The organism is Halogeometricum sp. S1BR25-6, from assembly GCF_031624495.1.
GTDB classification, from domain to species: domain Archaea; phylum Halobacteriota; class Halobacteria; order Halobacteriales; family Haloferacaceae; genus Halogeometricum; species Halogeometricum salsisoli.
Window position 1 is genome coordinate 64,607 of record NZ_JAMQOP010000003.1, and the last position, 23,575, is coordinate 88,181.

General features: G+C 65.1%; 19 protein-coding genes and 1 pseudogene. 2 read left to right on the top strand and 18 right to left on the bottom strand.

Annotated features, from left to right (window positions below; genetic code table 11):
- Positions 1 to 27: 27 nt before the first annotated feature.
- The 6 genes from NDI76_RS15510 to NDI76_RS15535 are packed head-to-tail and all read right to left on the bottom strand — an operon-like array spanning position 28 to position 6,511.
- Positions 28 to 228, bottom strand: a complete 201-nt coding sequence (locus NDI76_RS15510) for a hypothetical protein (RefSeq protein WP_310925039.1) — start codon at positions 226 to 228, stop codon at positions 28 to 30.
- Between the two features lie 27 nt (positions 229 to 255).
- Entirely contained in the window at positions 256 to 1,398 is a 1,143-nt protein-coding gene (locus NDI76_RS15515) for an ABC transporter ATP-binding protein (RefSeq protein WP_310925040.1), read from the bottom strand.
- Positions 1,395 to 2,447, bottom strand: coding sequence for an ABC transporter ATP-binding protein (locus NDI76_RS15520; RefSeq protein WP_310925041.1), 1,053 nt, complete (start codon positions 2,445 to 2,447; stop codon positions 1,395 to 1,397). The genes NDI76_RS15515 and NDI76_RS15520 overlap by 4 nt, the downstream gene beginning before the upstream one ends.
- A gap of 1 nt (position 2,448) precedes the next feature.
- Complete coding sequence (locus NDI76_RS15525) at positions 2,449 to 3,624, bottom strand: ABC transporter permease (protein WP_310925042.1); 1,176 nt, start codon at positions 3,622 to 3,624, stop codon at positions 2,449 to 2,451.
- The gene (locus NDI76_RS15530; RefSeq protein ID WP_310925043.1) at positions 3,611 to 4,621 is read right to left on the bottom strand and encodes an ABC transporter permease; all 1,011 of its coding nucleotides are present in this window, start codon (positions 4,619 to 4,621) and stop codon (positions 3,611 to 3,613) included. Before NDI76_RS15530 ends, NDI76_RS15525 begins: the two co-directional genes overlap by 14 nt.
- 12 nt (positions 4,622 to 4,633) lie before the next feature.
- Positions 4,634 to 6,511 (bottom strand): ABC transporter substrate-binding protein, encoded by a 1,878-nt coding sequence (locus tag NDI76_RS15535; protein ID WP_310925044.1) that lies wholly within the window; start codon positions 6,509 to 6,511, stop codon positions 4,634 to 4,636.
- Positions 6,512 to 6,764: 253 nt separating this feature from the next.
- Here NDI76_RS15535 and NDI76_RS15540 point away from each other — a divergent pair, with 253 nt between their 5' ends.
- Both NDI76_RS15540 and NDI76_RS15545 read left to right on the top strand, forming a co-directional pair.
- Positions 6,765 to 8,582, top strand: coding sequence for a glycoside hydrolase family 13 protein (locus NDI76_RS15540; RefSeq protein WP_310925045.1), 1,818 nt, complete (start codon positions 6,765 to 6,767; stop codon positions 8,580 to 8,582).
- 47 nt (positions 8,583 to 8,629) lie between these two features.
- Entirely contained in the window at positions 8,630 to 10,429 is a 1,800-nt protein-coding gene (locus NDI76_RS15545; protein ID WP_310925046.1) for a glycoside hydrolase family 13 protein, read from the top strand.
- 68 nt (positions 10,430 to 10,497) lie between these two features.
- Here the strand turns inward: NDI76_RS15545 and NDI76_RS15550 are convergent, their stop codons facing one another.
- The 12 genes and pseudogenes from NDI76_RS15550 to NDI76_RS15605 all read right to left on the bottom strand — a co-directional run.
- On the bottom strand, positions 10,498 to 11,508 hold the full coding sequence (locus NDI76_RS15550; protein ID WP_310925047.1) for a DUF7972 family membrane protein: 1,011 nt from the start codon (positions 11,506 to 11,508) through the stop codon (positions 10,498 to 10,500).
- 291 nt (positions 11,509 to 11,799) lie between these two features.
- A complete protein-coding gene (locus NDI76_RS15555) occupies positions 11,800 to 12,006 on the bottom strand; it encodes a cold-shock protein (RefSeq protein ID WP_188879173.1) in 207 nt (68 codons plus the stop codon).
- Between the two features lie 157 nt (positions 12,007 to 12,163).
- Positions 12,164 to 12,835, bottom strand: a complete 672-nt coding sequence (locus tag NDI76_RS15560) for a glycerophosphodiester phosphodiesterase (protein ID WP_310925048.1) — start codon at positions 12,833 to 12,835, stop codon at positions 12,164 to 12,166.
- Between the two features lie 918 nt (positions 12,836 to 13,753).
- On the bottom strand, positions 13,754 to 14,785 hold the full coding sequence (locus tag NDI76_RS15565; RefSeq protein WP_310925049.1) for a sodium:calcium antiporter: 1,032 nt from the start codon (positions 14,783 to 14,785) through the stop codon (positions 13,754 to 13,756).
- Between the two features lie 162 nt (positions 14,786 to 14,947).
- Entirely contained in the window at positions 14,948 to 15,661 is a 714-nt protein-coding gene (locus tag NDI76_RS15570) for a DUF7289 family protein (RefSeq protein ID WP_310925050.1), read from the bottom strand.
- Positions 15,651 to 16,097 carry a DUF7266 family protein gene (locus NDI76_RS15575; RefSeq protein WP_310925051.1) on the bottom strand — a complete coding sequence of 149 codons (447 nt, stop codon included), beginning with the start codon at positions 16,095 to 16,097 and terminating at the stop codon, positions 15,651 to 15,653. Before NDI76_RS15575 ends, NDI76_RS15570 begins: the two co-directional genes overlap by 11 nt.
- The gene (locus tag NDI76_RS15580) at positions 16,090 to 17,046 is read right to left on the bottom strand and encodes a hypothetical protein (RefSeq protein ID WP_310925052.1); all 957 of its coding nucleotides are present in this window, start codon (positions 17,044 to 17,046) and stop codon (positions 16,090 to 16,092) included. The genes NDI76_RS15575 and NDI76_RS15580 overlap by 8 nt, the downstream gene beginning before the upstream one ends.
- A complete protein-coding gene (locus NDI76_RS15585) occupies positions 17,034 to 17,633 on the bottom strand; it encodes a DUF7288 family protein (RefSeq protein WP_310925053.1) in 600 nt (199 codons plus the stop codon). Before NDI76_RS15585 ends, NDI76_RS15580 begins: the two co-directional genes overlap by 13 nt.
- A 1-nt stretch (position 17,634) precedes the next feature.
- Positions 17,635 to 18,183: a DUF7287 family protein gene (locus NDI76_RS15590; protein ID WP_310925054.1), complete on the bottom strand. Its 549-nt coding sequence runs from the start codon at positions 18,181 to 18,183 to the stop codon at positions 17,635 to 17,637.
- Positions 18,180 to 20,204, bottom strand: coding sequence for a type II secretion system F family protein (locus tag NDI76_RS15595; RefSeq protein ID WP_310925055.1), 2,025 nt, complete (start codon positions 20,202 to 20,204; stop codon positions 18,180 to 18,182). The genes NDI76_RS15590 and NDI76_RS15595 overlap by 4 nt, the downstream gene beginning before the upstream one ends.
- Positions 20,205 to 20,213: 9 nt before the next feature.
- A complete protein-coding gene (locus NDI76_RS15600; protein ID WP_310925056.1) occupies positions 20,214 to 20,582 on the bottom strand; it encodes a P1/P2 acidic ribosomal protein in 369 nt (122 codons plus the stop codon).
- Between the two features lie 15 nt (positions 20,583 to 20,597).
- Positions 20,598 to 23,339 (bottom strand): annotated as a pseudogene (locus NDI76_RS15605) (type II/IV secretion system ATPase subunit); the annotation flags it as partial.
- Positions 23,340 to 23,575: the final 236 nt, after the last annotated feature.

Consider the following 23,575-nt stretch of genomic DNA (forward strand, 5'->3'; position numbering starts at 1 on the left):
CTCCCTTTTGGTCGCGCCGACTCGGTCTCATGCGTACAACTCCTCGAAGGGGTCCCAGTCGAGATAGATGAAGACGGAGGACCCGACGAGCATCACGCCGAGCATCGCGAAACTCGCGACGGCGACGGCGAACGTCCCGGTTCCGGCGTCGATGAACGGCACGGAGAGTCCGAGGAAGGCGAGGAGGAACGCGCTGGAGACGAAGAACGCCCGCCAGACGGCCGTCATCGACGTCCTCCTCCTCGGACTGGCGCGTCAGTCATCGCTCTCCTGGGGTGCGGAGTCGGCTTCGACGCCGTCGAGCGGTTCGCTGCGCCAGTACTCGTGGTCGGGGTCGGTCCGGTGGCAGGCCGCACAGCGAGCCCCCGGTTGCGCGGCGTCCTCGCCGAGTTCGGGTGCTTCGCTCCGGCACACTTCGCGCGCCTCGGGACAGCGGGTGTGGAACCGACAGCCGGACGGGGGATCGACCGGGTCCGGAATGTCGATCGAGCGGACCGGGGGGTCCGTCATCTGCCGTTCGCTCGGGTCGAGGTCGGCGGTCGCCCACCGGAGCACCTTCGAGTACGGGTGCTTCGGGTCGCGAAGCACCTCTTGGGGCGGTCCGATTTCGACGATTTCGCCGAGGTACATGATGCCGACGCGACCGCCGGCCTTCTCCGCGAGATAGCGGGCGTTCGACAGCGTGTGCGAGATGAAGACGAACGACGTGTCGAACTGCCTCTGTAGTTCGAGGAGCAGGTCCATCGTCTCCACGCGGAGCGAGACGTCGAGGGCGCTCACGGCTTCGTCCGCGAGAATCACGTCAGGGTTCATGAGCAGTGCGCGGACGAGCGCGACGCGTTGTTGTTCGCCGCCGCTCAGTTGGTGCGGGTACCGGTGCGCGTAATCCTGCGGCGGGTCCATCCCGACGCGGTCCAACAGCGCGAAGATACGCGCTCGGCGGTCTTCGGTGGACATCTCGGAGTTCCACCGCTTCAACGGCGCTTCGAGCGACGCCAGCACCTTTCGGTTGGGATTGAGGGCGGCGCCCGGGTCCTGGTGGATTATCTGGAGCGCCCGTCGGATATCGCCGTGCGGGACCGTCACCTCGCCGGTTCCGTCCTTGGCATCCCACACGTCCTGTCCGCGGTACGCCACGGTTCCGTCGGTGGGGCGTTGCACGCCGATGATGGTCTTTCCGAGCGTGGTCTTCCCGCACCCGGACTCGCCGACCAAGGCGAGCACGTCGTTCTCCTCGATGTCGAGAGAGACGCCGTCGACGGCTCTCACCCGCTTCGGTTCGTTGCGTATCGAGTCGACGAACCCCTGCTCTTTCTCGAAGTGGACGGAGACGTCGTCGAGCGAGACGACCACGTCGTCGCCGCCGGTTGCTCGGCTGGAGTCGGTCCGTTCGCTCACGACTGAATCACCTCCGGTTCGAGCGGAACGGCCGATTCGGCCTCGTCGTGGTGGAAGCACGCCGTTCGCTGGTCGTCTCCCGCGTCGAACCACGGCGGGGTCTCCCGCCGACACTCGTCGGTCGCCAGCGGACATCGCGGCGTGTAGTGACAGCCGTCCGGCGTGTGGGCGGGGTTCGGCGCGCTTCCGGGAATCGGCTGCATCGTCTCAAGCGGCGCGTCGATGCTCGGAACAGCCCGGAGCAACGCTCGCGTGTAGGGGTGTTGTGAGTCGCGGACGATTCGCGTACTCGGACCGACCTCCACGAGTTCGAACGCGTACAGGATGGCCAACCGGTCGGCCAGGCCGGCGACGAGCGGTAAGTCGTGCGTGATGAACAGGATGGAGAGGTCGTACTTCTCCTTGATATCGTCGAGCAGACTCAGGATGGACCGCTGCATGAGGAGGTCGAGCGCCGCCGTGGGTTCGTCCATCAACAGCACGTTCGGCTCTAAGACCAGCGACAGGGCGATGAGCGCTCGTTGACTCATCCCGCCGGAGAGTTCGTGCGAGTACGAGTTCAGCACTCGCTCGGGATTCAGATACAGGTCGGAGAGCAGTTCCCGCGCGCGCTCCATCCCCTCGTCCACGTCGTAGCCGTGGGCTTCGAGCGTCTCCTCGAAGTGCCCCTCGATGGTCATCGTGGGGTTGAACGACGACAGCGCCCCCTGGAACACCATGGCGATCTCCTCCCAGCGGAACGCCCGCAACTCCTCGTCTGACAGGCCGAGCACGTCGACCGGTTCGGCGGTCGGTTCGGGGACGTACTGAACCGTGCCGGTCGTGATTCCCGGCTCCTCGACGGCGTCCATCATCGCGTTGGCGAGCATCGATTTGCCCGACCCCGACTCGCCGACGACACCGAGTATCTCGCCCCGTCTGAGGTCGAGACTCACGTCGTCCAGTACCATCGCCGCTCGGTGCTCCAGGTCGTAGGTGACGCTCGCGTCTCGAACCTCGACGATCGGGTCGTCGGCGCGGCGTCCGGCTTCTGTTCTGCTTCGTGGCATCTCAAATCTCTCCCGTCTTCGTCGTCTCGGTTCTGTCACCGTCTCCGTCCCCCGCGACGGACTTGGCGTGGCGTGCACGAACCCGCGGGTTGAACACGCGGTCGGCACCCTGCGCGAGGAGCGTCAAGCCGAGAGCGAGGATGATCACCGTCACCATCGGCACGAGCAACCAGTGGAAGGCCGTGGGCGACGACGTCGCACCGGCGCGATTGACCGCGGCGTTCATCATCACTCCCCAGTTGGTGCTGTTGTAGGGGAGGACGCCGAGGAAGTACAGCCCGACGGAGCCGAAGATGACCGCCCGCGCCTGCTGGACGAAGTTCATCGTGATGTACGGCATCAGGTTCGGGATGATGTCGCCGGTGACGATGGTGGGCGTGCCCATACCCATGATGCGCGACGCTTCGACGTACTCATCGTCGCGGATGGTGAGCACCTGCGAGCGAATCGCGCGAGCCAACCCGGCCCACGCGTTGATGGTGAGTAACACGCCGATGACGACCGGGTTCCCCTGAATCTGCAGCGCCGTCGCGAGCACGATGGTCAGCGGCAGACCCGGGATACTCAGCATGATGTCCGAGAGCGTCATCAGCACGCTGTCTGTTCGTCCGCCTTTGTAGCCGGCGACGGTGCCGACCGCCGTTCCGAGGACGACGGTGAACACCGCGCCCGCGGTTATCATCACGAGCATCGACGGCGTGGCGTGGACCACCTGCGAGAGGATGCTCGTTCCCGACGCCGTCGTCCCCAGCGGGTACGTCAGCGTTCGGAACGCGCCGACGAGAAGCGGCCCCTGGTTCGGCCGCGGTTCGGTGACGATGTAGGGTGCGACGATACCCATGAAGAGGTACGCCGCGACGACGAGCAGGCCGACTCTGGCGCGCCAATCGTTCCAGACGATTCGAGCGGGTGCGAGGAGTCGCTCGTCGAACCACTGGCGACGACGCTCCGCGTCGGTCATCGACACCTCGGCCATCTGTTCGAACTCCGAGACGGTCCGTCCGCCGTCGGCGATGCGTCTCCCCGTTCCGTCGTGTCCGGTGATCGCCGAGCGAGCGTCGCGTTCGGCTTCGGTCGAATCGGCGTACGCACCGCCGACGGCGTCCACTAACGGGTCGGACGCGTTCTCCTCGCGCGGCGCGTCGGCGCCGTCGTCCGGCCGGTCAGTAGGACTCACGCGAGGCACCTCCTTTGGCCCGCGGGTCGATCCAGCCGTACGTCAGGTCCGCGATGGTGATGCCGATGACCATCGCGACGGTGATGAGGATGAACGCGCCCATCATCAGCGGCGAGTCGCGCGCGTTGATGGCCTGAATCAGGTAGAACCCGATTCCGGGATACGCGAAGATGTTCTCGATGATGACCGCGCCGCCGAACACCGTCCCGATGGCGATCATCAGCCCCGTGTACATCGGGAGAATCGCGTTCCGAGCGACGTACCGCATGGCGATGCGCCGAGTCGGAAGCCCCCGGAGTCTGGCGACCCGGAGGTAGTCCTCGCCGAGGACGCGGATGCTGTTCCCCCGCATGCTCAGCGCCCACCCGCCGAACCCGACGATGGCCATCGAGAGGATGGGTAGGGTGCCGTGGTACAGCACGCTGACGAAGAAGGGGACGTTGAGTCCCGGCGTCAACTCCGAGGCGTACCGACCGCCGGTCGGGAACAGTTGGAACCGGTAGCCGAGGAAGGCGACGAACAGCAGTGCGACCACGTATCCCGGCGTGGAGTTGAGGACGAGTCCGACGCCGGTCGAGACGACGTCGAACCGCGATCCCTCTTCGTAGGCCATGAACGCGCCGAGCGACACCCCGACGGCGAACGCCAGAAACAGCGCGGTGGCCGTCAGGAACACCGTCCACGGGATGGCCGGCCCGATGACGCTCGCCACCGACTGGTCGTACCAGAGAGACTGCCCAAAGTCCCCCTGGAAGATGGCAGCCATGTAGTCGAAGTACTGGACGTACAGCGGTTCGTCCACCGCGATGTTCGTCTGGGCGGCGATTCGGCGGTTCAACTCGGCCGACGAGAGGTCGCTCCCGCCGCGCTGAATCATCTGCGCCCGCAGGTAATCCAGCGGTCCCCCCGGGAGCAGTCTGATGAGACCGAAACTGGCCGAGACCACCACGAAGATGGTGAGCACCGACCGCCCGATTCGCTTGAGTACGTAGCTCATTGCTCGGATTTCTCACTCACTGGCCGTGGATAGCTTCGAGACGAGCGACCCGGGCGCGACCGTCTCACCGTCGCGAACCTGGTCGTGCAGGACGGGCGCGTCCAGTTCGCTCGGCACGTTCCAGTAGCCCGAATCGGAGCTGTCGTACATGAACTTGTAGTGGAAGTACGGATGGGAGTTGTCGTAGGAGGCCCACCCCTGCAGACCGACGACGAAGTTGCCGTTCACGTAGTCCTGTCCCCAGTAGGCGGAGTTGTCCTTCATCACGGGTTCGGCTTCGATGCCGAACTGGTCAAGTTGGGAGACGGCCGTCTGCGCGCCGGCGACCCAATCGGAGAACCCGGAGGGTCCCTTGATCGGGATTCTGAGCGCCTGCCCGTCTTTGCCCCACGTGCCGCCCTGCTTCCGATACCCCGCCTCTTCGAGGAGGGACGCCGCTTTCTCGGTCTGTGATGCGCCGCGGCCGTACGTCTGGAACTGGTCGGTGACGCCGTCCAGCCACGTTCCCTCGACCTGCCCGCTGAACTCGCTCGTCAGTCCCGTCGGATAGGTGACGGCGATCTTCGAGTTGGTTCCGGCCCCGGAGTTCATCGCGACGGCTTCGCGGTTGATGACGTGCGCCAGCGCCTTGCGAACGCGCGGGTCGCTCACCGGTTCTTCCTCGTGGTTGAACACGAGACCCATCCCCCAGTGTCGGGGGATGAGGCTCGTCTGCACGGAGTCGGGGAGTTGGTTCAGCTTGTTGCTCGGGACGAACAGCGTCGCCGACCCGTCCGTCTCCTCGTTGATGAGCGAGTTCCACCGGCTCTGGTTCGACGGTTTGTAGAGGTACTCGACCTCGGGGAAGTTGATGTTCCCGGCGTCCGGGTGGTCCTCGAACTTCGAGACGAGCGTTCGCTGGGTGTCCGCGTTCTCGAATTCGAACGGCCCGCTCCCGACCGGTTCGGAAACCGCCAGACTCGTGAGTTCGCCCAGGACCGTCGAGCGCTCGTCGGCCGACCCCGCCTCGTCGAGTCGCGTCACGAACTCGCCGTACGTCTCCTCGTGGGCGACGAGGTACTTCGGCTGGAGGTACGCCAACAGGATGTCCTCGTTCACCTGCGTGGCGAGCGTCAGTTCGGCGGTTCGTTCGTCCACCGCGGTGACGCGGTCCGCGACCGCCCCCTCGTCGTCGGGCGCGACGAACCGACCGAGACTGCCGCCGTTGTAGATGTCGAGTTTGATCTGGTTCACCACGTCCGTCGCGGTGACCGGCGTTCCGTCGTGCCACGTCTGCCCCTCGCGGACGGTCATCGAGAGAGTGTCCCCGTTCAGTTCCCACTCGGAGACGAGGTATCCGGAGTACTCCTGGGTCTTCAGATTGTAGTTCATGAACCGGTCGAACAGCGTCCGACGGGGCTCGGCGAAGTTCTTCGCGTTCCACGTGTTGTACTGGGAATCCTTCGGAACGGCCCACTGTGCGAGCGTCAGCCGCTCGTCGGAGCTTCCATCGGTCGCGGTCCACTCGCCGTAGCGCGGCAGCCAGTCGGTCGGCCAGTACGTCTGAATCTTGGGGCTGTCCTTCGGCGGGACGTCCCAGCTATCCGTGGTCTGGAACGACTGTGCGAGCTTCTCCTGGAGCGGCAGCACCGGGAGCGTCTGGTTCGTCACGTACGCGAGCTCCTGTATCAGCGAAAGGGACTCGCTGTTGACCTCGACCGCCGTCGCCGTCGATTCGGTCTCGGTCGCCGACGCGTCGCCCCCGCCCTGGGTCTGCGTCGCCGTCTGTGTCGCCTGTTGTCCGCCACAGCCCGCGATTCCCGCCGTGATGCCCGTTGCGCCGACCGCGCGTACGAATCGCCGCCGCGAGAGCGGCGACCGATTCGAATCTGTCGTGTTATTTTTCCACATGCTTCACCTACGTTTGTTACATACGTCTCAATAAAATTTCGGGTAGAATCTATTCTTCGCGATATTAGTCTTTTTTAAGCGGGTGGCTCTTCCATCCAGTAGAGAGCGCGGAAGGACGTTCCCGACACATGAAGACGACACTCACACCCGCCCGACCGACGATAGAGACCCGCGCGACCGCACGTCGCGCACAGACCGACCGTCCCGTCCGCCGACCGCAACGCCGCCGGGACGAACGCCGCCGCGAGGACCGATGAGCAGCCCCGAGACGGAGCCGGCGCTCGACCGCGCGTGGTGGAAGGAGGCGGTCGTCTACCAGATCTACCCCAAGAGCTTCAACGACTCCGACGGCGACGTTCGCCGAACCGATGGTTCGGCGAGCCAGCCGGGAACCCGACGGATTTCCGGTGACGGCGTCGGCGATATCCCGGGCATCATCGACCGCGTCGACTACCTCGACGAGTTGGGCGTCGACGCCGTCTGGCTCTGCCCGGTGTACGAGTCGCCGCAAGCGGACAACGGCTACGACATCAGCGACTACCGGTCGATAGCCGACATCTACGGCGACTTGGATGACTGGGAAGCACTCCTCGACGCCCTGCACGCCCGCGACATCCGTCTCGTGATGGACCTCGTCGTCAATCACACCTCCGACGAGCACGAGTGGTTCCGGAAGTCCCGGCGCCGCGAGGGTGCGTACGAGGACTACTACATCTGGCGCGACGGCGACACGGACGAAGAGGGGGACCCGACGCCGCCGAACAACTGGGAGTCGGTGTTCGGCGGCCCGGCGTGGACGTACGACGAAGAGCGCGGGCAGTGGTACCTCCACCTGTTCGACGAGAAGCAACCGGACCTCGACTGGCGCAACCCCGACGTTCGCGAGGCGGTGTACGAGATGATGGAGTGGTGGCTGGAGAAGGGTATCGACGGCTTCCGGATGGACGTCATCAACCTCGTCTCGAAGGCGGAGGGACTCCCCGACGGCGACCCCGACGCCGGGCTGACGGGGGCAGAGCACTTCTTCAACGGTCCGAACGTCCACGAGTACCTCGGCGAGATGTGCGACGAAGTGCTCTCGGACGACGACCTGCTCACCATCGGCGAGACGCCCGGCGCGGACGTCGAAGACGCTCGGCAGTACGTCGCCCCCGACGGCGACGGTCTCTCGATGGTGTTCCAGTTCGAGCACGTCACCTTCGACCACGACGAACACAAGTGGGACGCCGGCGACTGGTCGCTCGTCGAGTTCAAGCGGACGCTCGCGAAGTGGCAGACCGGCCTCGCCGACGACGGATGGAACAGCGTCTATCTGAACAACCACGACCAACCCCGAATGGTCTCTCGGTTCGGCGACGCCGGCGACCGAGATTCGTCGGCCCACCGGACGCGGTCCGATGACGACGAGGGGTACCGCCGGAAGTCGGCGAAACTCCTCGGGACGCTCACGCACACGCTCCACGGGACGCCCTTCGTCTACCAGGGCGAGGAGATCGGCATGACGAACGCCTCGTTCGCCTCGCCCGACGAACTCCGCGACGTCGAGGCGCTGAACTTCGTGGAGGAGGCCATCGAAGCGGGACGCGCCGACTCCTACGACGACGTCCGCGACGCGGTGGAGTACGTCGCACGCGACAACGCCCGGACGCCGATGCAGTGGTCGGACGTACCCAACGCGGGCTTTACCGACGAGGACGCCGACCCGTGGCTCAAATGTAACGCGAACTACGAGACGGTCAACGTCGAAGCCGCCCGCGCCGACGAGGACTCCGTCTTCAACTACTACCGCGACCTCATCGACCTCCGACACGACCGCGACGTCCTCGTCTACGGCGAGTTCGACCTCCTCCGCCCCGAGGACCCCGACGTCTTCGCGTACACGCGAACGCTCGGCGACGAACGCGGGCTGGTCGTGCTCAACTTCGCGGCGACCCCCGTCGAGTTCGCGACGCCCGAGCGCCTCTCCGTCGGCGGTCTCGAACTCGCGATTTCGAACGCCGAGGCTCCGACGGCGCCGCCGGAAACGCTCGAACTCGGGCCGTACGAGGCCCGCGTCTACCTCACGTCGTAACGCCCTTCGAACGAACAGCACCCGACGCGACAACACAACACAATACGATGTCTCAACACGACTCGAAGCCAGCCCGAGGACGGAGCGGGACCGCGAGAACGAACGACGATGCGAGCGCCGAAATCGACCGCGCGTGGTGGAAGGAGGCGGTCGTCTACCAGATCTATCCCCGGAGCTTCAACGACTCGGACGGCGACGGGGTGGGTGACATTCCCGGCATCACCGAGAAGGTATCCTACCTCGACGAGTTGGGAGTCGACGTCGTCTGGCTCTGTCCGGTGTACGGCTCTCCGAACGCGGACAACGGCTACGACATCAGCGATTACCGCTCGATCATGGACGAGTTCGGGACGATGGACGACTGGGAGGAACTCCTCGACGCCCTCCACGACCGCGATATGCGACTCATCATGGACCTCGTCGTCAACCACACCTCCAACGAGCACGAGTGGTTCCAGCGGTCGCGGCGCCGGGAGGGAACGTACGAGGACTACTACATCTGGCGCGACGGCGACACCGACGAGGACGGCGACCCGACGCCGCCGAACAACTGGAAGTCGTTCTTCGGCGGCCCGGCGTGGACGTACGACGAAGAGCGCGGCCAGTGGTACCTCCACCTGTTCGACGAGAACCAACCGGACCTGAACTGGCGCAACTCCGACGTCCGCGAGGCGGTCAAAGAGATGATCACTTCGTGGTTGGAGCGCGGCATCGACGGCTTCCGGATGGACGCCCTCCACCACCTCTCGAAGGCCGAGGGCCTCCCCGACGGCGACCCCGAGGAGTCGCTTCCGGGGTCGGACTACTACACGTACGGCCCGAACCTCCACGAGTACATCCGGGAGGTGTACGACGACACCCTCTCGAACTACGACGTGATGACCGTCGCCGAGATGGGGGAGATGAGCGCCGAGCGAGCGGCGACGTATCTCGGCGAGGACGGCGCCGGATTGGACATGATCTTCGAGTTCGAACACCTCGGCGTCGACGTCGGCCCGAACGGTCCGTGGGACCCCGACGAGCGGAGCGACTGGGACCTCTCGGAGTTCAAAGAGATAATCGACCGCAAACAGCGTGGGCTGGCCGACGAGGGGTGGAACGCGCTGTTCCTCGGAAACCACGACGTCCCCCGAATCGTTTCGCGGTTCGGCGACGACGGAACGGGGTCGGGTGACGGCGCCTACCGACGTAAATCGGCGAAGCTCATCGCGACGTTCCTCTTGACGATGCGCGGGACGCCGTACGTCTATCAGGGCGAGGAGATCGGCATGACGAACGTTGACTTCGAGAGCCTCGACGAGATAGACGACCCCGCGACCCTCGGCATCGTCGAGGAACTCATCGCCGAGGGGACGGTTGAGTCCTACGACGAGGTGCGTGAGACGGTGAACCAGCGGAGTCGAGACCACGCCCGGACGCCGATGCAGTGGTCGGACGCACCCAACGCGGGCTTTACCGACGAGGACGCCGACCCGTGGCTCAAGTGCAACGCGAACTACGAGACGGTCAACGTCGAAGCCGCCCGCGCCGACGAGGACTCCATTCTCCACCACTACCGCGACCTCATCGACCTTCGCCACGACCGCGACGTCCTCGTCTACGGCGACTACGAACTCCTCCTCCCGAACGACGAGCAACTGTACGTCTACACCCGAACGCTCGTCGACGAGACGATACTGGTCGTCCTCAACTGGTCGGACGAACCCGCGACGGTCGACACGGGAGACCTCGACGTGGCAGGCGCGGACGTGGTCATAAGCAACTACGACGACACCCCGGCGAACCCGGACGGAAAGACGTTCAGACCCTACGAGGCGACGGTCTACCGATTGGCGTGCGAAAGATAGCGAGGAGAATCGTCGAGGCCGGAGACTGGTTCGCCGAGAACCGCTGTTAGACGGTCAGGTACGCGACTTCAGTCGTTGTGAGCCGACTCTTCCTCCCAGTCGAAGAGCGGCGCTCGCTCCGAACTGTGGAGAACGAACGGACCGATGGCGCCCGACTCCTTCGCGATCGAAGCCGTCCGGAGCACGTAGGCGGTGAAAATAAAGAACGGGACCAGCGCGAGCGTCACGCCGGCGTTGATCACCCAGGCGAGGACGGGCACGTCGAGCACCGCTCCCGACACGGTCGCTGGTTTCAGATAGAGCGACGCGAAAACTGAGAGGATGAGCGCCGGAATTCCGGTGAAGAGAATCCGGCGCGACAGGTTGACTAACTCCCACTGGAGATAGTGCGCCTTGAAGAACTCCTCCGCCGGACCGAACAGCTCCAAGATATCGACGAGATCGCCGATCGCCTCTTCCGCCTCGTCGCTCAGACTCTCTTGGTGTTCCCAGTACAGTCGGCGAACCAGGTAGATCTTCCACGAGTAGTTGTACGACAGGGCGGCTCGCATGATCGTGAACTCCCCGAACGGGGCGTCCGCTAGGTCGTCGGTGATCTCGTCGGCGCTCGTGGTAATCCGGTCGACCAGCTGGTCGACCCGGTCTCGAAGGAGTCGGTCGGAGCTACCGTCCACGGCCTCCTGAACCGCCTCGGCCCGATCGACGCTCGTGTTGATGAGCGTGCTGAGGAATCGGTCCGGCTCCGGGGGGCCGGTCCACTGGAACTCCCGCTCGGCGTCCTTCCTGAACGCCATCGATTTGTCCATCCGCTCGCGTTGTCGCCCCAGCGATCCGAACTCCTCGGAGAGCACGAGTTGGTTGATTGAGACGACGAGCGTCATGCCGGTGATCAGGACGCCGATGAGCGTCTGGAACAGCGTCTCGATCGTGTCCCCCTCGGACAGTATTGACAGGTACGGAACGTCGAGCGTGCTGAAGATCGTCAGCGAACAGAAACAGCCGAGCGTCAGGATAGCCGTGACGGTCAGGCGGTTCGCACCGAACAGGAACCAGTCTCTGAGTGATCGATCACGATCCATTATGCTCCGCGCGGAGAAGTCGGTCGTGGAACGGACAGTTCGAGACTCATCACTCACCCGCAAACACGAGTCAGAGATTCATAAGACGTCGGGCTCTTCGGGACACATCTAACCGAAATCGCTTGCCATCGAACTCCCGTCACTGCATCCGCTCGCGGAGTACGAACCCAGTCTCGTGACTCTCATGGGTCTATTCCGTGAAACCGGTACAGAAGCCGCTAGCTCGGAGTGATAGCCGTCTAAAAATTTCGAGAGTCGCTCGCCGCTGTGAGCGGCGAGTGCGTTTCCGAGTTACTGTCGGACGACGTTCGACGCGCGAGGCCCCTTGGGCGAGGACTCGATGTCGAACTCGACCTCGGTACCTTCCGTGAGGTCTTCGCCGCCGACATCTTCCATGTGGAAGAAGACGTCTTCGTCGTCGTCGAGGTCGCCGTCGTCAGTCGAAATGAAACCGTAACCGCCCGTGTCGTTGAAGAAGTCAACCTTACCGTGTGCCATTACAGACAAACATTGAGTGGTGGGAGGGATAACCCTTCCGAGAGTCGAGGTACCATGACTACTGGGTGGGTTCGACACGGTGTGGGGACGCCGATTTACACCGAGGTCGCCTCCGGTCGACGCTCTGAGAGTCGATTCGTGTTTACCGTCGGAAACTCTAGTCCATCCAGTCGGTCACGCGCGGCGAACTGGCGATGACGCCGTCGACGCCTCGTCGTTCGAGCGCCCACGCGCCGAGTCGGGAGTCCACGGTCCACGCGTTCACCGTCATCCCCGCCTCGTGTGCCTTTTCGGCGACGTTCGTCAGCAGACACAGCCACGCGTTCGGGTGGACGTACGTACAGTCGAGCGCCGTCGCGACGCCGAGGTCGTCGCCGGGGCGCAGACCGAGCACGTACGCCAACTCGACGCCGGCGCTGCCGTTCGCGTGCACCCGCCGAATCGCGTCGGCGTCGAACGAGGAGACGATGACCTCGTGCTCGACCGACCGAGCGACGTCGAGAGCCTGTTCGACGATCTCGGGGTCCTTGAGTTCGAGGTTCACCCCGGTGTCGGGCGGAATCGCGTCGAGGACGGTTCGGAGCGTCTGGACGCCCTCGCCGTCGTGCACGTCGAGACCGGCGAGTTCCGTCGCGGTCAGGTCGTCGACGCTCGTCACGCCGTCGATGGCGATGTCGACGAGGGGGTCGTGGACGACCACCAGTTCGCCCGACGCGCAGCCTCGCACGTCGATTTCGACCATATCGGCGTGCGGGACCGCCCGTTCGACGGCCGCGACGGTGTTCGCCGAGTACTGACCGTCGAACCCGCGGTGGGCGATGAGGCGCATCGGTCGCTCACGGGTTGGCGGGGGGTACCGAAATGGGTTCGGATATCGGCCGATTCGTGCCGACGGGAGCGGTGGGGAGTGGGACTCGAAGGCGTCCTCTGCGAACTCTCTGCTCTCGGACGACGGTCGCCCATACTCCACCTCGGAACGTCTGGGGTCCCGAACCGAGGCGTGCGACTGTGTACGTACCGGTCTCGACAAACACCGACCGCGAAAAGTCGCTCCCGTATCGAGACACGACCGCGTCGAGTCCGAAAACTGGTACGTTTTGGCGGGTCGACGAGCGTACACCCTGATGAGAGCGCGTTTCACCGGTACCAGACTAGCGAATACGGTCCGTGCGAGAGTACACTCACGGTCGTCCCCGGAGAGTGTGGGTCCAAGTAGGGTGTAGAATACCCCGGCCGTCGACGTCGTCGGGCCACCCGCTTCGTCGACGGTGCGATACCCACGGGATCCGTAATCGGGACAGAGACGACGTGAGGCGGTCGTATTCGATTCGGTCTCGGAAACGAGGTTTCGACGGGAGCCATCGGGCCGGCACCTCGTCGAATACTGAAACCCCGGTACACCCCGTCAAAGTGGGGGTGTATCCTCGAAATCCGGATTTCGGGCGTCGGTACTATCGGGCGGCGCACGACGCCGTCGTGTGACGAGGTGCGCTATTTCTCGTCGAGAGCGCGTGAGACGTCCGTATTCGAATCCGCGAATCCCCTCTTTCGAGTCGAGCGATCAGGCCAGCGTGCGACGCCGATGAAAGCAGCTACAGTCCACGGAGCAAGCCCTACTCCGGTGTTCGTGGGGGTGTAGACCGTTTCTCACCTCAGATTCCACTGCCCGATAGCTGATATGTCAGGTTCGTCAGGCTCCGTTTCCACTGGCAAGTCGGTGCTGGAGAGGGGCCGCGGACCGTCGAGTTCAGATGCCGACGAGGAGGTCGAACACGCCGGCCGTCTCGCCGACCACCCAGACGACGAACACGCCGTACACGAACAACAGCAGGTACGCTTCCGGACCGGTGAGCGCCAAGTCGGTTCGGAGAAGCGTGAACAGCAGGACGGTTGCGACCGTCAGAACGCCGAACATGGGGGCGGCGACGGCGAACGAAACGGTCGCGCTCCCGACGATGAGCACCCCGACCGGAATCGCGACGAGGAGGTCGAACGTGTTCGAACCGAGCACGTTGCCGAGACTCGTTATCCCCCTGCCGTCCTTGGCCGCCCGAACGCTCACCAGAGCGTCGGGGAGGCTGGTCGCGGCGGCGATGATGGTCACGCCGGCGAGGAACTCGGGGATGCCGAACGCGGCGTTGAGCGTCTCGACCCCCCCGACGAGGAACTCCACGCCGACGAGAATCGTTCCGAGTCCGAGCGCCAGCGTTCCCCAACTGCGGACGACGTCGATATCGCCCGCCGGCGTCTCGCTCTCGTAGTCGCTCACGTCCTGCCACTGGATGAACAAGTAGAGCCCGTACATGGCGAGCGGGATGGCCGCGAGCGGTCTCGTGATCCGGCCGTTCAGTCCCGCCCCGTCGGTCGGGAAGTAGATGACCGCGAGGGCGAACGTGATGATCAGCGCGGAGACGGCGATCATGTAGAACTGCGCCTCCTTGTACACGATCGTCCGGTCCGCTCCGACCGAGGTTTTCGACGCGATACCGGAGAGTGCGGGAATCACGAGGACGTTGAAGACGGCGGATCCGACGATCGCACCGACGCCCATCGAGAACGAACCGGACAGCGCGGTGATGACGACGCTGGCGAGTTCGGGAAAGCTCGACCCGACCGCGATGATGACCGAGCCTTGAACGACCGCTGGCAGTCCGTAGTAGGCGGCGAGACCTTCCGCGGCGGATTCCAGCCAGCCGCTTCCGACCCAGATGATACCGGTCGTGACGAGGATGACGACGACAGCGACACTCGGCGAGTCCGGGATGAGTCCTAGGGCCACAGGAACAACTCAGGACCCGGGTTCTTATGTGCTAAGACATCCGGCGGTCGTGGCCTCCGACCGAGTGGCGAACGCCGCACTCGCCGTCGACAAGTCGACATCGGCGTCGACGGCGAACAGTACGGTGAGAGCGTCCACACCGGGTGTCCGGGGACCGGCCGTTCACTCGAACGAGACGTCGACGTCGACGACGACGACGGACACCCGTTGTGTGTCCACCGTACAGGTGAGCGTCTCGCCGGAGACGGACCCACACGTCGCGCCCGCGTCGGATTCGAGCGTCCGTTGCCACGCGTCCGCGCGGGGCGACGTTATCGTGATAGAGACACGTTGCGGCGTCCGGTCGGCGACGGCGACGCGCGTCGCCTCCCGAACCGTCGCCACCCTGGTCGACCCGCCGACGGCGGCCGGTCCCGTCGCCTCGTCAAGACGGACGACGGGGAGGACGACGCCCTGGTCCGAGAATTGGAGTCGTGGTTCGGTGAGCATCACGACCCCGTGCCCGTCGTCGCGGACGACCGCCCCGTTGACGTAGACGAGTTCCGTCCCGTCGTCACTTCGATAGACGAGCGGACGGACCTCGTACGTCTCGTCGAACGCGTCGCCTGTCACCGTCACCGTCACCGGGTCGCCGAGAGCCAACTGGCCGCCGTCGAGTCGGAACCCCGTCGACCGACGCGGAGCGTCGTTCCCGACCACGTCGTTGACGTTGCCCGCGAACGCCGCCATCCCGCGCTCGACGTTCGAGACGCGCTGGGAGTTCTGGACGTCTTCGATGGCCGGGTAGACGACGAGCGAGACGACGACGATCATCAGCATGACCAGTCCGAAGACGGTGGAGAACCCGAGCGTCTCCGCCTGCGCTCTATCGGTCACGGAGCGTCACCTCCGAGGACGTCGTGGGATCGTACCCGACGTCGATCGGCCCGCCGCGGACCGTCCCCTCCGCCACCGTCGTCTCAGACCGGAACGGAACGTAAACGACGACGTCGGGGGTGGAACTCCGCAGCGTGAGTCGGTAGCTGTCGTCGCCGGTCGATTCGACGGTAACGGTGTAGGGAGTTCCGACGACGCGGTCGGGAAGGTCGCTTCGCAGACGGACCGTTCCGTCGGTCTGCCGCGCGACGCCGTCCACTGTGGCGACGTCGGCCGCGAGTCGGTTCCCGACCACGTCGAGTTGCGACCGGACGCCGCGCTCCTGTTGGTCGACCACGAGGTCGCCGACGCCGACCACGAGCGTCGAGACGAGAATCGCCACGATGCCGAGGAGCAGCACGTAGTTCAGCGCGGTCGTCGAGGCGCGGTCACGCATCGGTCTCACCCGGGACGACCCGTAGTTCGGTCGCGTACGCCAACTGCGGCGTCTGGTACGCCACCGAAACGGTGACGGCGTAGACTGCGGGCGAGGTCGTCGGTCCGACGTCGTCGTACCGGTCCGGACTCGGACCCGTCACGGCCGACTCGTTCGCGTCGACGACCAGCCGGTACGTTCCGTCTGCCCGCGTCCCGCTCTCGTAGACGACGTCGTACGGTCCGGCGAGTCCGTCGGCGAACGGCGGAAACGAGCAGGTCCCGTCGGCCACCGTCCCCGAGGAGAGGTCGACGACCGCCGACGCGCCCGAGACGCTGCAGGTTTTCGTCCCGGTCGGGCCCTCGACGGTCACGTCGATGTCCGACCCCGTCTGCGTGAACGATGCGCGCCACGCGTCGCTTCCGTCGTCGGCGACGACGGCGAAGCACTCGGGCGTGCACGACGAGGAGAGGTTCGCCCGGGAGACGTTCATCTCGAAGGCGCGGGTCCGCTCGACCCCCGAGGCGAGCGTCCAGGTGTCGGTCGCGTTCGCGTCGGTGAAGGTGCGAGCGCCGCGCTGTTCGATGCTGGTCCCGCGTTCCCAATCGATCAGTTTGACGGAGAGGTCGACACTTTCCGCGGCGCCACCGCGGGCGGCCGTCTCGTCCCAGTCGCCTACCGAGTCCGTGAGCGCGGCGTCGAGGTCGGCGTACGACCCGTCGCTCCGCCGGTTGAGTACTTCGACGGCGCCGCCGATGCCGCGGTGGACGCTGTGTTCGAACCGGACGACGTCGCGAGCGTCGTGGACGTCGGTCCGGTCGGTCGCCAGCGCTTCCCCGCTCGCGACGCCGTTCAGGATCATCGCCAGCGCCACGACGAGGAGGGCCAGGGAGAACGCCCCCACGAGGAGGAGTTGGCCGCGGTCGTGGTCGTGGCGTTCGGTTCGAAGCCGCGTGCTCAGACCGGCCATACGACCACCTCCACGCGGACGACGTTGTATATCGGACCGTCACCGTCGACGGCGTCGGGGACGTGGAACGACGACGCCTCGGTCAGCGTCGTCTCCGTCTCGGCGCCCGATGCGTCGAGCAACACGTCGTCGTCGTACAGCGTGACCGTCCGTCCCGCTCGCACCGCGTCGTCGGTCGGCGTTCCCTGTCTGATCACGGGAACGCGTCGCTGTTCGTTCGTCGTCGGGTCGACGTGGACTACATTCACGTTATACGTGTATCCCGACCCCGCGAACGACTCGTTCAGCAACGTGCCGAACGCCGTCGGCATCTCGCCGTTGACGGAGTAACGGTAGTCGCCCGTGCCGTGGAACGAACTGTCGTCGGGGTCCCAAGAGAGCAGGGTGGCCCGAACGGCGCCGTCCGCCGCCGCGGCGTCGAGAACGCCCACGGCGACGCCGTACTGTGCTTCCGTTACCTGTTGGCTCGACGTACTCGCCGTGAGCGCGGTGACGCCGCCCACCTGCGTGACGAAGATGACGGTCCCCACGAGGAGCACCGCCGCCGTCACCGACTCCAGCGTGAACGTCTGTGCGCGGTCGGTCATCTCACCACACCCTCACTTCGAGAACCGCGGGGTGGTCTCCGACGAGGACGGTTCGGCGTTCGGTCGCCGCCGACCGGTGGGCCTGTGGAACGTCCGGACCGACGGCGAGACGATCCGTCCCGCACGCGCCGACGTCGCCGTCGTTGTAGCACAGCGGGTCCAGTTCGGCGTCACCGGTCACGTCCCACTGCAGGGTGACGTTCACGCTGTAGGTCTCGTGGACGCCGACGATGTCGGTGAGTTCGCCGCCCGTCGAGAAGGGGCATCCGGTACCGCCGGACCCGGCGAAGAACGCGCCGGTACATTCGACGTCGAGCGTTCCAGGGGCGCCCGCACCCGACTCGACCAGCAGCGAGTCCGCGAGCGCCGTCGACGCGCGCTCTGCGACCAGCGGCGTCTCCTGTGCGTCGTACTGCGCGATCAGTTGCGGCGCGCTCGCGACGACGAACGACAGTGCGAGGAAAAAGACCACGATTCCGAGCAGGAAGTCGAGGTTCGTCTGTCCCCGGTCTCGCGTCGTCGCGACGGCCACATCGTCGGGTCGGGTCATCCGACCACGCCCCAGACGAGGAGGGAGACGACGAGCAGTCCTACGACGTACTTCGCCCCCGAGAGCAGTCGCGCGTCGCGGACGTAGCCACTGACGAGGCCGGTGACGACCGCCTGCAGCGTCACGGCGTGGAAGAACAGCAGCGAGAGGAGCGACGCGTCCATGCTCGCCATGAACGACCGGCTCGCGCCCGAGGCCCCCTGTTGGGACGCCAACTGCGCGAGCACGTCGATGAAGCGCACCTTCAGGATGGCCATCACGCCGAGGAGCGTCAGGTAGGTCATCACGACGATGACGACCTGCATGCGCGTCCGTGACCGTCGGTCGCGTTCGATGTCGTCGCGGTTCTCCGCGGCCTGTGCGGCCGTCGTGAGCACCGACGAAATCTGCCCCGAGGCCTCCTGCGCTCTGGTGATGAGCTTGACGGTGCGCGCGAGGGCCGGGAGCCGGTACTTGTTGTTGAACACGATGAACGACTCGGAGATGTTCATCCCGTAGCTGCTCTTCGTGTAGATGATCTCCAGCTCCTCGGAGAGCCGACCCGAAGACGTGTCGACGACGGTCCGAACCGAGTCCAGTAGCGTGAGACCCGTGTCGTTCGCGCTCGCCAGTTTCCGGAGCGTCTCCGAGAGGGTGTCGAGGATGCCGTACCGCGAGCGGACGTTCCACTCGTAGAACACGACGACGGGGATGCCGACGACGAACGCCGGGAGGTACATGTAGACGAACGTCCCCCGGATGGGTTCGGCGACGAGGCCGTCCCACGTCGTCGGGGCCGACCCGGTCAGGACGGCCACGCCGACGAGCATCACGGCGGCGGGAACCGTCAGCGCGAGCGTGTAGGTCGGGTTGTCCCGCAGGAACAGGTGGGGGCGCCTGACGATTTGCAGCGTCTGGAAGCTCCCCTCTCGGCGCGCGATGCGGTCGAAGACGCTGAATCGGCCGGTGAACTGGTCGACGAAGCCGCCGCCGAACAGCCCGTGGCTCAACTCGTCCTCGGCGAGGTACGCCCGCTCTTTCGTCCGGAGGACGCCGTCTCCGAGTTCGTCCTGCGTGATCGTCGAGAGAATGACGATGAACACGCCGCCGAACATGGGGATGAGGAGGTAGACCGTGATGTACAGCACGATCTCCTGTCCCTCGCCGAGCATGCTGAGCACGATGAGGACGATGATGAGCAGGAGCGGGAACAGCGAGAGGGTAACGAATACCTCCGCGAACAGTTCGAGCGTTTCGAGGATGTCCTCCTGTTCCTGCTTCGCGGTGCGGAAGTGCAGCGCCTTCTTGTCGTCGAAAAAGCGGGTGATGTCGCCGCCGCTGTCGATGACCGACAACATGTCGGTCAGGAACTGACTCAGTTCCGCGCTGGGCGTCTCGAACGCCTGCTTGCGTATCGCCGACCGGTAGTCGGTATCGAAGTACTCCGTCTCCAGCATGATCGTCCGGAACTCGCGGGACACCTCGCCGTACGTGTCGTCGGCGTCCGCGATGGCCTCGAATATCTCGAGTTGACTCATCCCGCCGATCGAGAGCGCGTACATGAACGAGACGGCGTCGGGAAGCAGGAGGTTGATCTCGCGGCGTCGGGCGCTCGATCGGAGGTAGGGCACGAGCACGGTGGTGCCGAACCCGGTCCCGAACCCGAGAGACCCGAACACGAGGCCGGTCACGACGACCAGGGCGGGAACCCGAACGGTCTCTATCGTCGCGAGGACGGTCGGGTTCGAGACGGAGACGTCGAGCACCGGCCCGAGGAGGACGAGGTTGCTGACGAACAGCACGTAGCCGACGACCAGTCCGGCGAACCAGAGCGCGAGCCCCGACGCCGTCCCGACCGCCAGCGCGACGGAGAGATACATCTCCACGTTGTACGGCATCCGCGACTCCGCCAGCTTCCGCTCGACGCCGGCGGCGAAGTCGCTGTCCGACCCGAACAGCCGTCGGTAGAGCGGGTAGAACGTATCTCCGAACGCCTCCATCGTTCGCTCGGAGACCCCGCGTTCGACGAAGCCAGTGCTCATCTGAACCCCTTACCTACCTTTGGTCGGGTCGTCGCTGTCGGTCTGTTCTGCGTGCGCAGTCGGGAGACCGCCGTCGGTCGCCGGCGGTTCGGCGTCCCCGTCGTCGACCGCGACCAGATCGAACGCGTCGGTCGGCTCGTCGGCGACGGGTTCGTCCGCCGTCTCCTCCTCGACGTGGTCGTCGTGGCCGCCGTCGTCGCCCGTCGGTGCCGCGGCGACGTGTTCGTCGATGTCCACGTCTTCGAGGGCCGCGATGACCGCTTTCACCCGCGAGACGGAGAACTCCGTCTGTGACGCCTCGAGGACGGCCGACAGGTTCTGTTCGTTGATCTCAGCGCCGGTTTCGTTCAGCAGCAAGGTTGCGTAGGTGTACTTCATGAGTTATCGAGTCCGTGATTCGTCTCCGCGCCGTTCGTCGTCCGTCTCCGCACCGTCGCGTGCGTCCGCGTCCGTGCCGCCGTCGCTGACGGCTTGCACGGGGTCGCCCTCCGCGTCCGCGGGGCTGGCGGGCGTAGCCGTCGGTCCGTCGTCCGACCCCAGCAGCGTCGCGCCGTGGAACATGTCCGCGAGTCGCTCTCGCTGACCGGGTTCCGCGATGACGTTCTCCGAGTCCGAGATGTCCGCGAGAATCGTCGCGAGCGACCTCGGCTCTCTGTTCCGGTAGTCGGCGAACAGGTCCGTCTCGGCGCCGTCGAGGAACGCCCGCGCCCGTTCGTACGTCTTCACGTCCGGGTCGGGACGGGGGACGAGCGCCTCCTTCTCGGGGTCCACGTCGATGACGACGCTCTCCATCTTTCGGAGTTCGCCGAGGTGGTCCTCGAGGGTCCCGTTCGACATCATGGTCAGGATGGCGTCGGGGTCGTTGAGGAAACCCTGCAGCGTCGCCGCGACCTGCGTGTACTCGTTGAGGCCGTTCACGACGAGGTACGCGAGGACCGCCTGTCGCTTGTAGAGTTCGCGTTCGAGCGTCTCCGTGTCCCACCCGCGGTCGAATCTGATCTTCTGAAGGGTGTTGGACTTCCCCATCGTCTCGTACTCGTCGGAGTCGGCGCTCCACTGGTAGACGTCCTGAACGTTGATCTCGTCGTTCTCGGCGTCGTAGTGGTTGATCTCGGTGAGCGACTTGTTCCGACGCACCTTCCGGCCCTGTATCCGCGTCTGGGTCTGGACCGAGACGAGATCGAGCGACGTGAACAGCGACTTCGAGACGTTGATGGGTTCGGTCGTGAAGCGCTTGAGTACCTCACCGACGCTGTCGGCGTGGAAGGTGGTGTACGTCGTGTGGCCGGTGCTCATCACCTGGAACAGCGTTCGTCCCTCCTCGCCGCGGACCTCGCCCATGACGATGTAGTCGGGGCGCTGTCTGAGGGCGGCCTCCAGCAGGTCGAACTCGTCGATGTCGCCCTTGTCGCTCGTCCCGAACGCGGGGCGGGTGACGGAGGCGATCCAGTTTCGCTGCGGGAGTTCGACCTCTCGGGTGTCCTCGATGGAGACGATTTTCGTGTTGTTCGGAATGAACAGCGACACCGCGTTCAGCGAGGTGGTCTTCCCGGAGGCGGTCCCGCCGGCGAAGATGAGTGACCGGTTGTTCTCGATGCAGAGCCACAGGAACGCCATCTGCTCGAGCGAGAACGTGTGCCAATTGATGAGGTCGACCGGCGTGAACGGTACGTCCTTGAATTGCCGGATGGTGTAGTTCGTCCCGTGCCCGGAGACGGTCTTTCCGAGCGTGAGTTGCGCGCGGGAGCCGTCGGGGAGGGTCGCGTCGACCTGCGGGCGGCGCTGGCTGATACCCTTCCCGGAGCGCTGGGCGAGTTTGATCACGAAGTCGTCGAGTTCGCCCTCCCCGTGTTCGACGTTCGTGATGATCTGCTCGTAGTCGGTGTGGTAGACGAACACCGGCGAGTTGTAGCCGTCGCAGGAGATGTCCTCGACGTTGATGTCGTGTTTGACGCCGTCGATGCGCTCGTAGCCGAGGAAGTTCCGCTTCAGCAAGTAGAGCAGTTTGTGCACCTGGTACTCGGTCAGCGTGTCCGCGTCCTCCGCCAGCACGGCGGGTTCGGGGCGCGCCGCGATGCCGTCCAGTTCCCCCTGCGTCTCGGTCTCGAAGGTGCTGTCGTCGTCGAGGAGGCGCAGCAGTTCCTCGATGCGTCGGCGGGGATTCGAGAGCAGCGAACTGCCGTCACCGTACAGGTCGTAGCGGTTCAGGAGTCGGTGCGTCTCGCGTTCGAGAACCCGCTCTCTGTCGGCGTCCGGCCCGCGGACGATGACGTCGTCGTCGGAGTACTTGATGGCGGTACGAAGCTTCCCCGAGAGGAACCGCATCAGCGACTGTTCAATCTCGTTGCGGTACGGCGAAACGAGGTAGTACTTCTTCTCGTTCTCCCGCAGCGAGTGGAAGATAACGACGAAGGAGTAGGGCTTGTCCACCCAGTACCGCTCGACCTCGAAGAAGTGACCCTTCTTCTCCATCGACACCGCCTTCTCCAGGTCGTAGCGGTTGACCAGCGTCGTGTGTCCCTCGAGCGTCGAGAAGAACACGTCCTCGTCGAGTTCGGGGTGGACGTTGACCGTCCGTCTGTCGATGAGCGTGCGAACGTCGCGGGCGGCGTCCGCGCCGTGGTCGAGTCTGTCGCCGAACGCGTCCGGGTCGAATCCGAGGTGCGCTTCGGGACGGAACGGCACCACCTCGCCCTCCTCGCGGGGGAGGCTGCCGTCCTCGTAGTAGTACTCCCACTTGAAGTGCTCCCACGTGTACTCGCCTTTGGTGACGGGCGTGTTCTCGATCAACCGGACGAACCACCCGCGGAACGCCTTCGCTCGGGTCGCCGCCAGTTCGATACGGCCGGGGAGTTCCTCGGGGTCGAACCCGAGCCACTCGGCCGGGTCGAACGCCACGGCGCTCCAGTCGGGCGCGGACGGCGACGTCCGATCACCGGACCGAAGCCCGAACCACCCGCCGCTCGACTTCGACTTCGATTTTGACTTCGAGTCCGTCTTCACGTCGCGGTAGGCCGCGGCGACGTCTTCGCCGTACCCGTGTTCCCGCATGAACTGGGCCCAGGTGTACGCGCCGACGGTGACGGGTACTTCCTCGTCTTCGCGGACGTCCGTCCACCGAGAGTCCGTAGTCATGTCGGCACCACCCCGGTACCGGGTCGATACGCCCCTCCCTCTCGTTCGCTTCGCGCGATACGACTCAGAAACGCTGAATCCCCCGCACGGAGCTGCTTTCGAATGTTCGTGTCCATAGCTCTCTTCGGACGCCGGTCCGACCGCAGTCGTCTCAGCGTCCCTACTACGGAGGCGACATGTAGGTAGATTGTAATAGTAAGAATAACTGAACGAAACGGGTTGTTAAACGGTCACAA

What these genes read in the sequence shown, in the direction of transcription:
- NDI76_RS15510 (WP_310925039.1), bottom strand. Translation starts at nt 228, where the DNA reads ATGACGGCCGTCTGGCGGGCGTTCTTCGTCTCCAGCGCGTTCCTCCTC.
- NDI76_RS15520 (WP_310925041.1), bottom strand. Translation starts at nt 2,447, where the DNA reads ATGCCACGAAGCAGAACAGAAGCCGGACGCCGCGCCGACGACCCGATC.
- NDI76_RS15530 (WP_310925043.1), bottom strand. Translation starts at nt 4,621, where the DNA reads ATGAGCTACGTACTCAAGCGAATCGGGCGGTCGGTGCTCACCATCTTC.
- NDI76_RS15535 (WP_310925044.1), bottom strand. Translation starts at nt 6,511, where the DNA reads ATGTGGAAAAATAACACGACAGATTCGAATCGGTCGCCGCTCTCGCGG.
- NDI76_RS15540 (WP_310925045.1), top strand. Translation starts at nt 6,765, where the DNA reads ATGAGCAGCCCCGAGACGGAGCCGGCGCTCGACCGCGCGTGGTGGAAG.
- NDI76_RS15545 (WP_310925046.1), top strand. Translation starts at nt 8,630, where the DNA reads ATGTCTCAACACGACTCGAAGCCAGCCCGAGGACGGAGCGGGACCGCG.
- NDI76_RS15550 (WP_310925047.1), bottom strand. Translation starts at nt 11,508, where the DNA reads ATGGATCGTGATCGATCACTCAGAGACTGGTTCCTGTTCGGTGCGAAC.
- NDI76_RS15555 (WP_188879173.1), bottom strand. Translation starts at nt 12,006, where the DNA reads ATGGCACACGGTAAGGTTGACTTCTTCAACGACACGGGCGGTTACGGT.
- NDI76_RS15560 (WP_310925048.1), bottom strand. Translation starts at nt 12,835, where the DNA reads ATGCGCCTCATCGCCCACCGCGGGTTCGACGGTCAGTACTCGGCGAAC.
- NDI76_RS15575 (WP_310925051.1), bottom strand. Translation starts at nt 16,097, where the DNA reads ATGCGTGACCGCGCCTCGACGACCGCGCTGAACTACGTGCTGCTCCTC.
- NDI76_RS15580 (WP_310925052.1), bottom strand. Translation starts at nt 17,046, where the DNA reads ATGGCCGGTCTGAGCACGCGGCTTCGAACCGAACGCCACGACCACGAC.
- NDI76_RS15585 (WP_310925053.1), bottom strand. Translation starts at nt 17,633, where the DNA reads ATGACCGACCGCGCACAGACGTTCACGCTGGAGTCGGTGACGGCGGCG.
- NDI76_RS15590 (WP_310925054.1), bottom strand. Translation starts at nt 18,183, where the DNA reads ATGACCCGACCCGACGATGTGGCCGTCGCGACGACGCGAGACCGGGGA.
- NDI76_RS15595 (WP_310925055.1), bottom strand. Translation starts at nt 20,204, where the DNA reads ATGAGCACTGGCTTCGTCGAACGCGGGGTCTCCGAGCGAACGATGGAG.
- NDI76_RS15600 (WP_310925056.1), bottom strand. Translation starts at nt 20,582, where the DNA reads ATGAAGTACACCTACGCAACCTTGCTGCTGAACGAAACCGGCGCTGAG.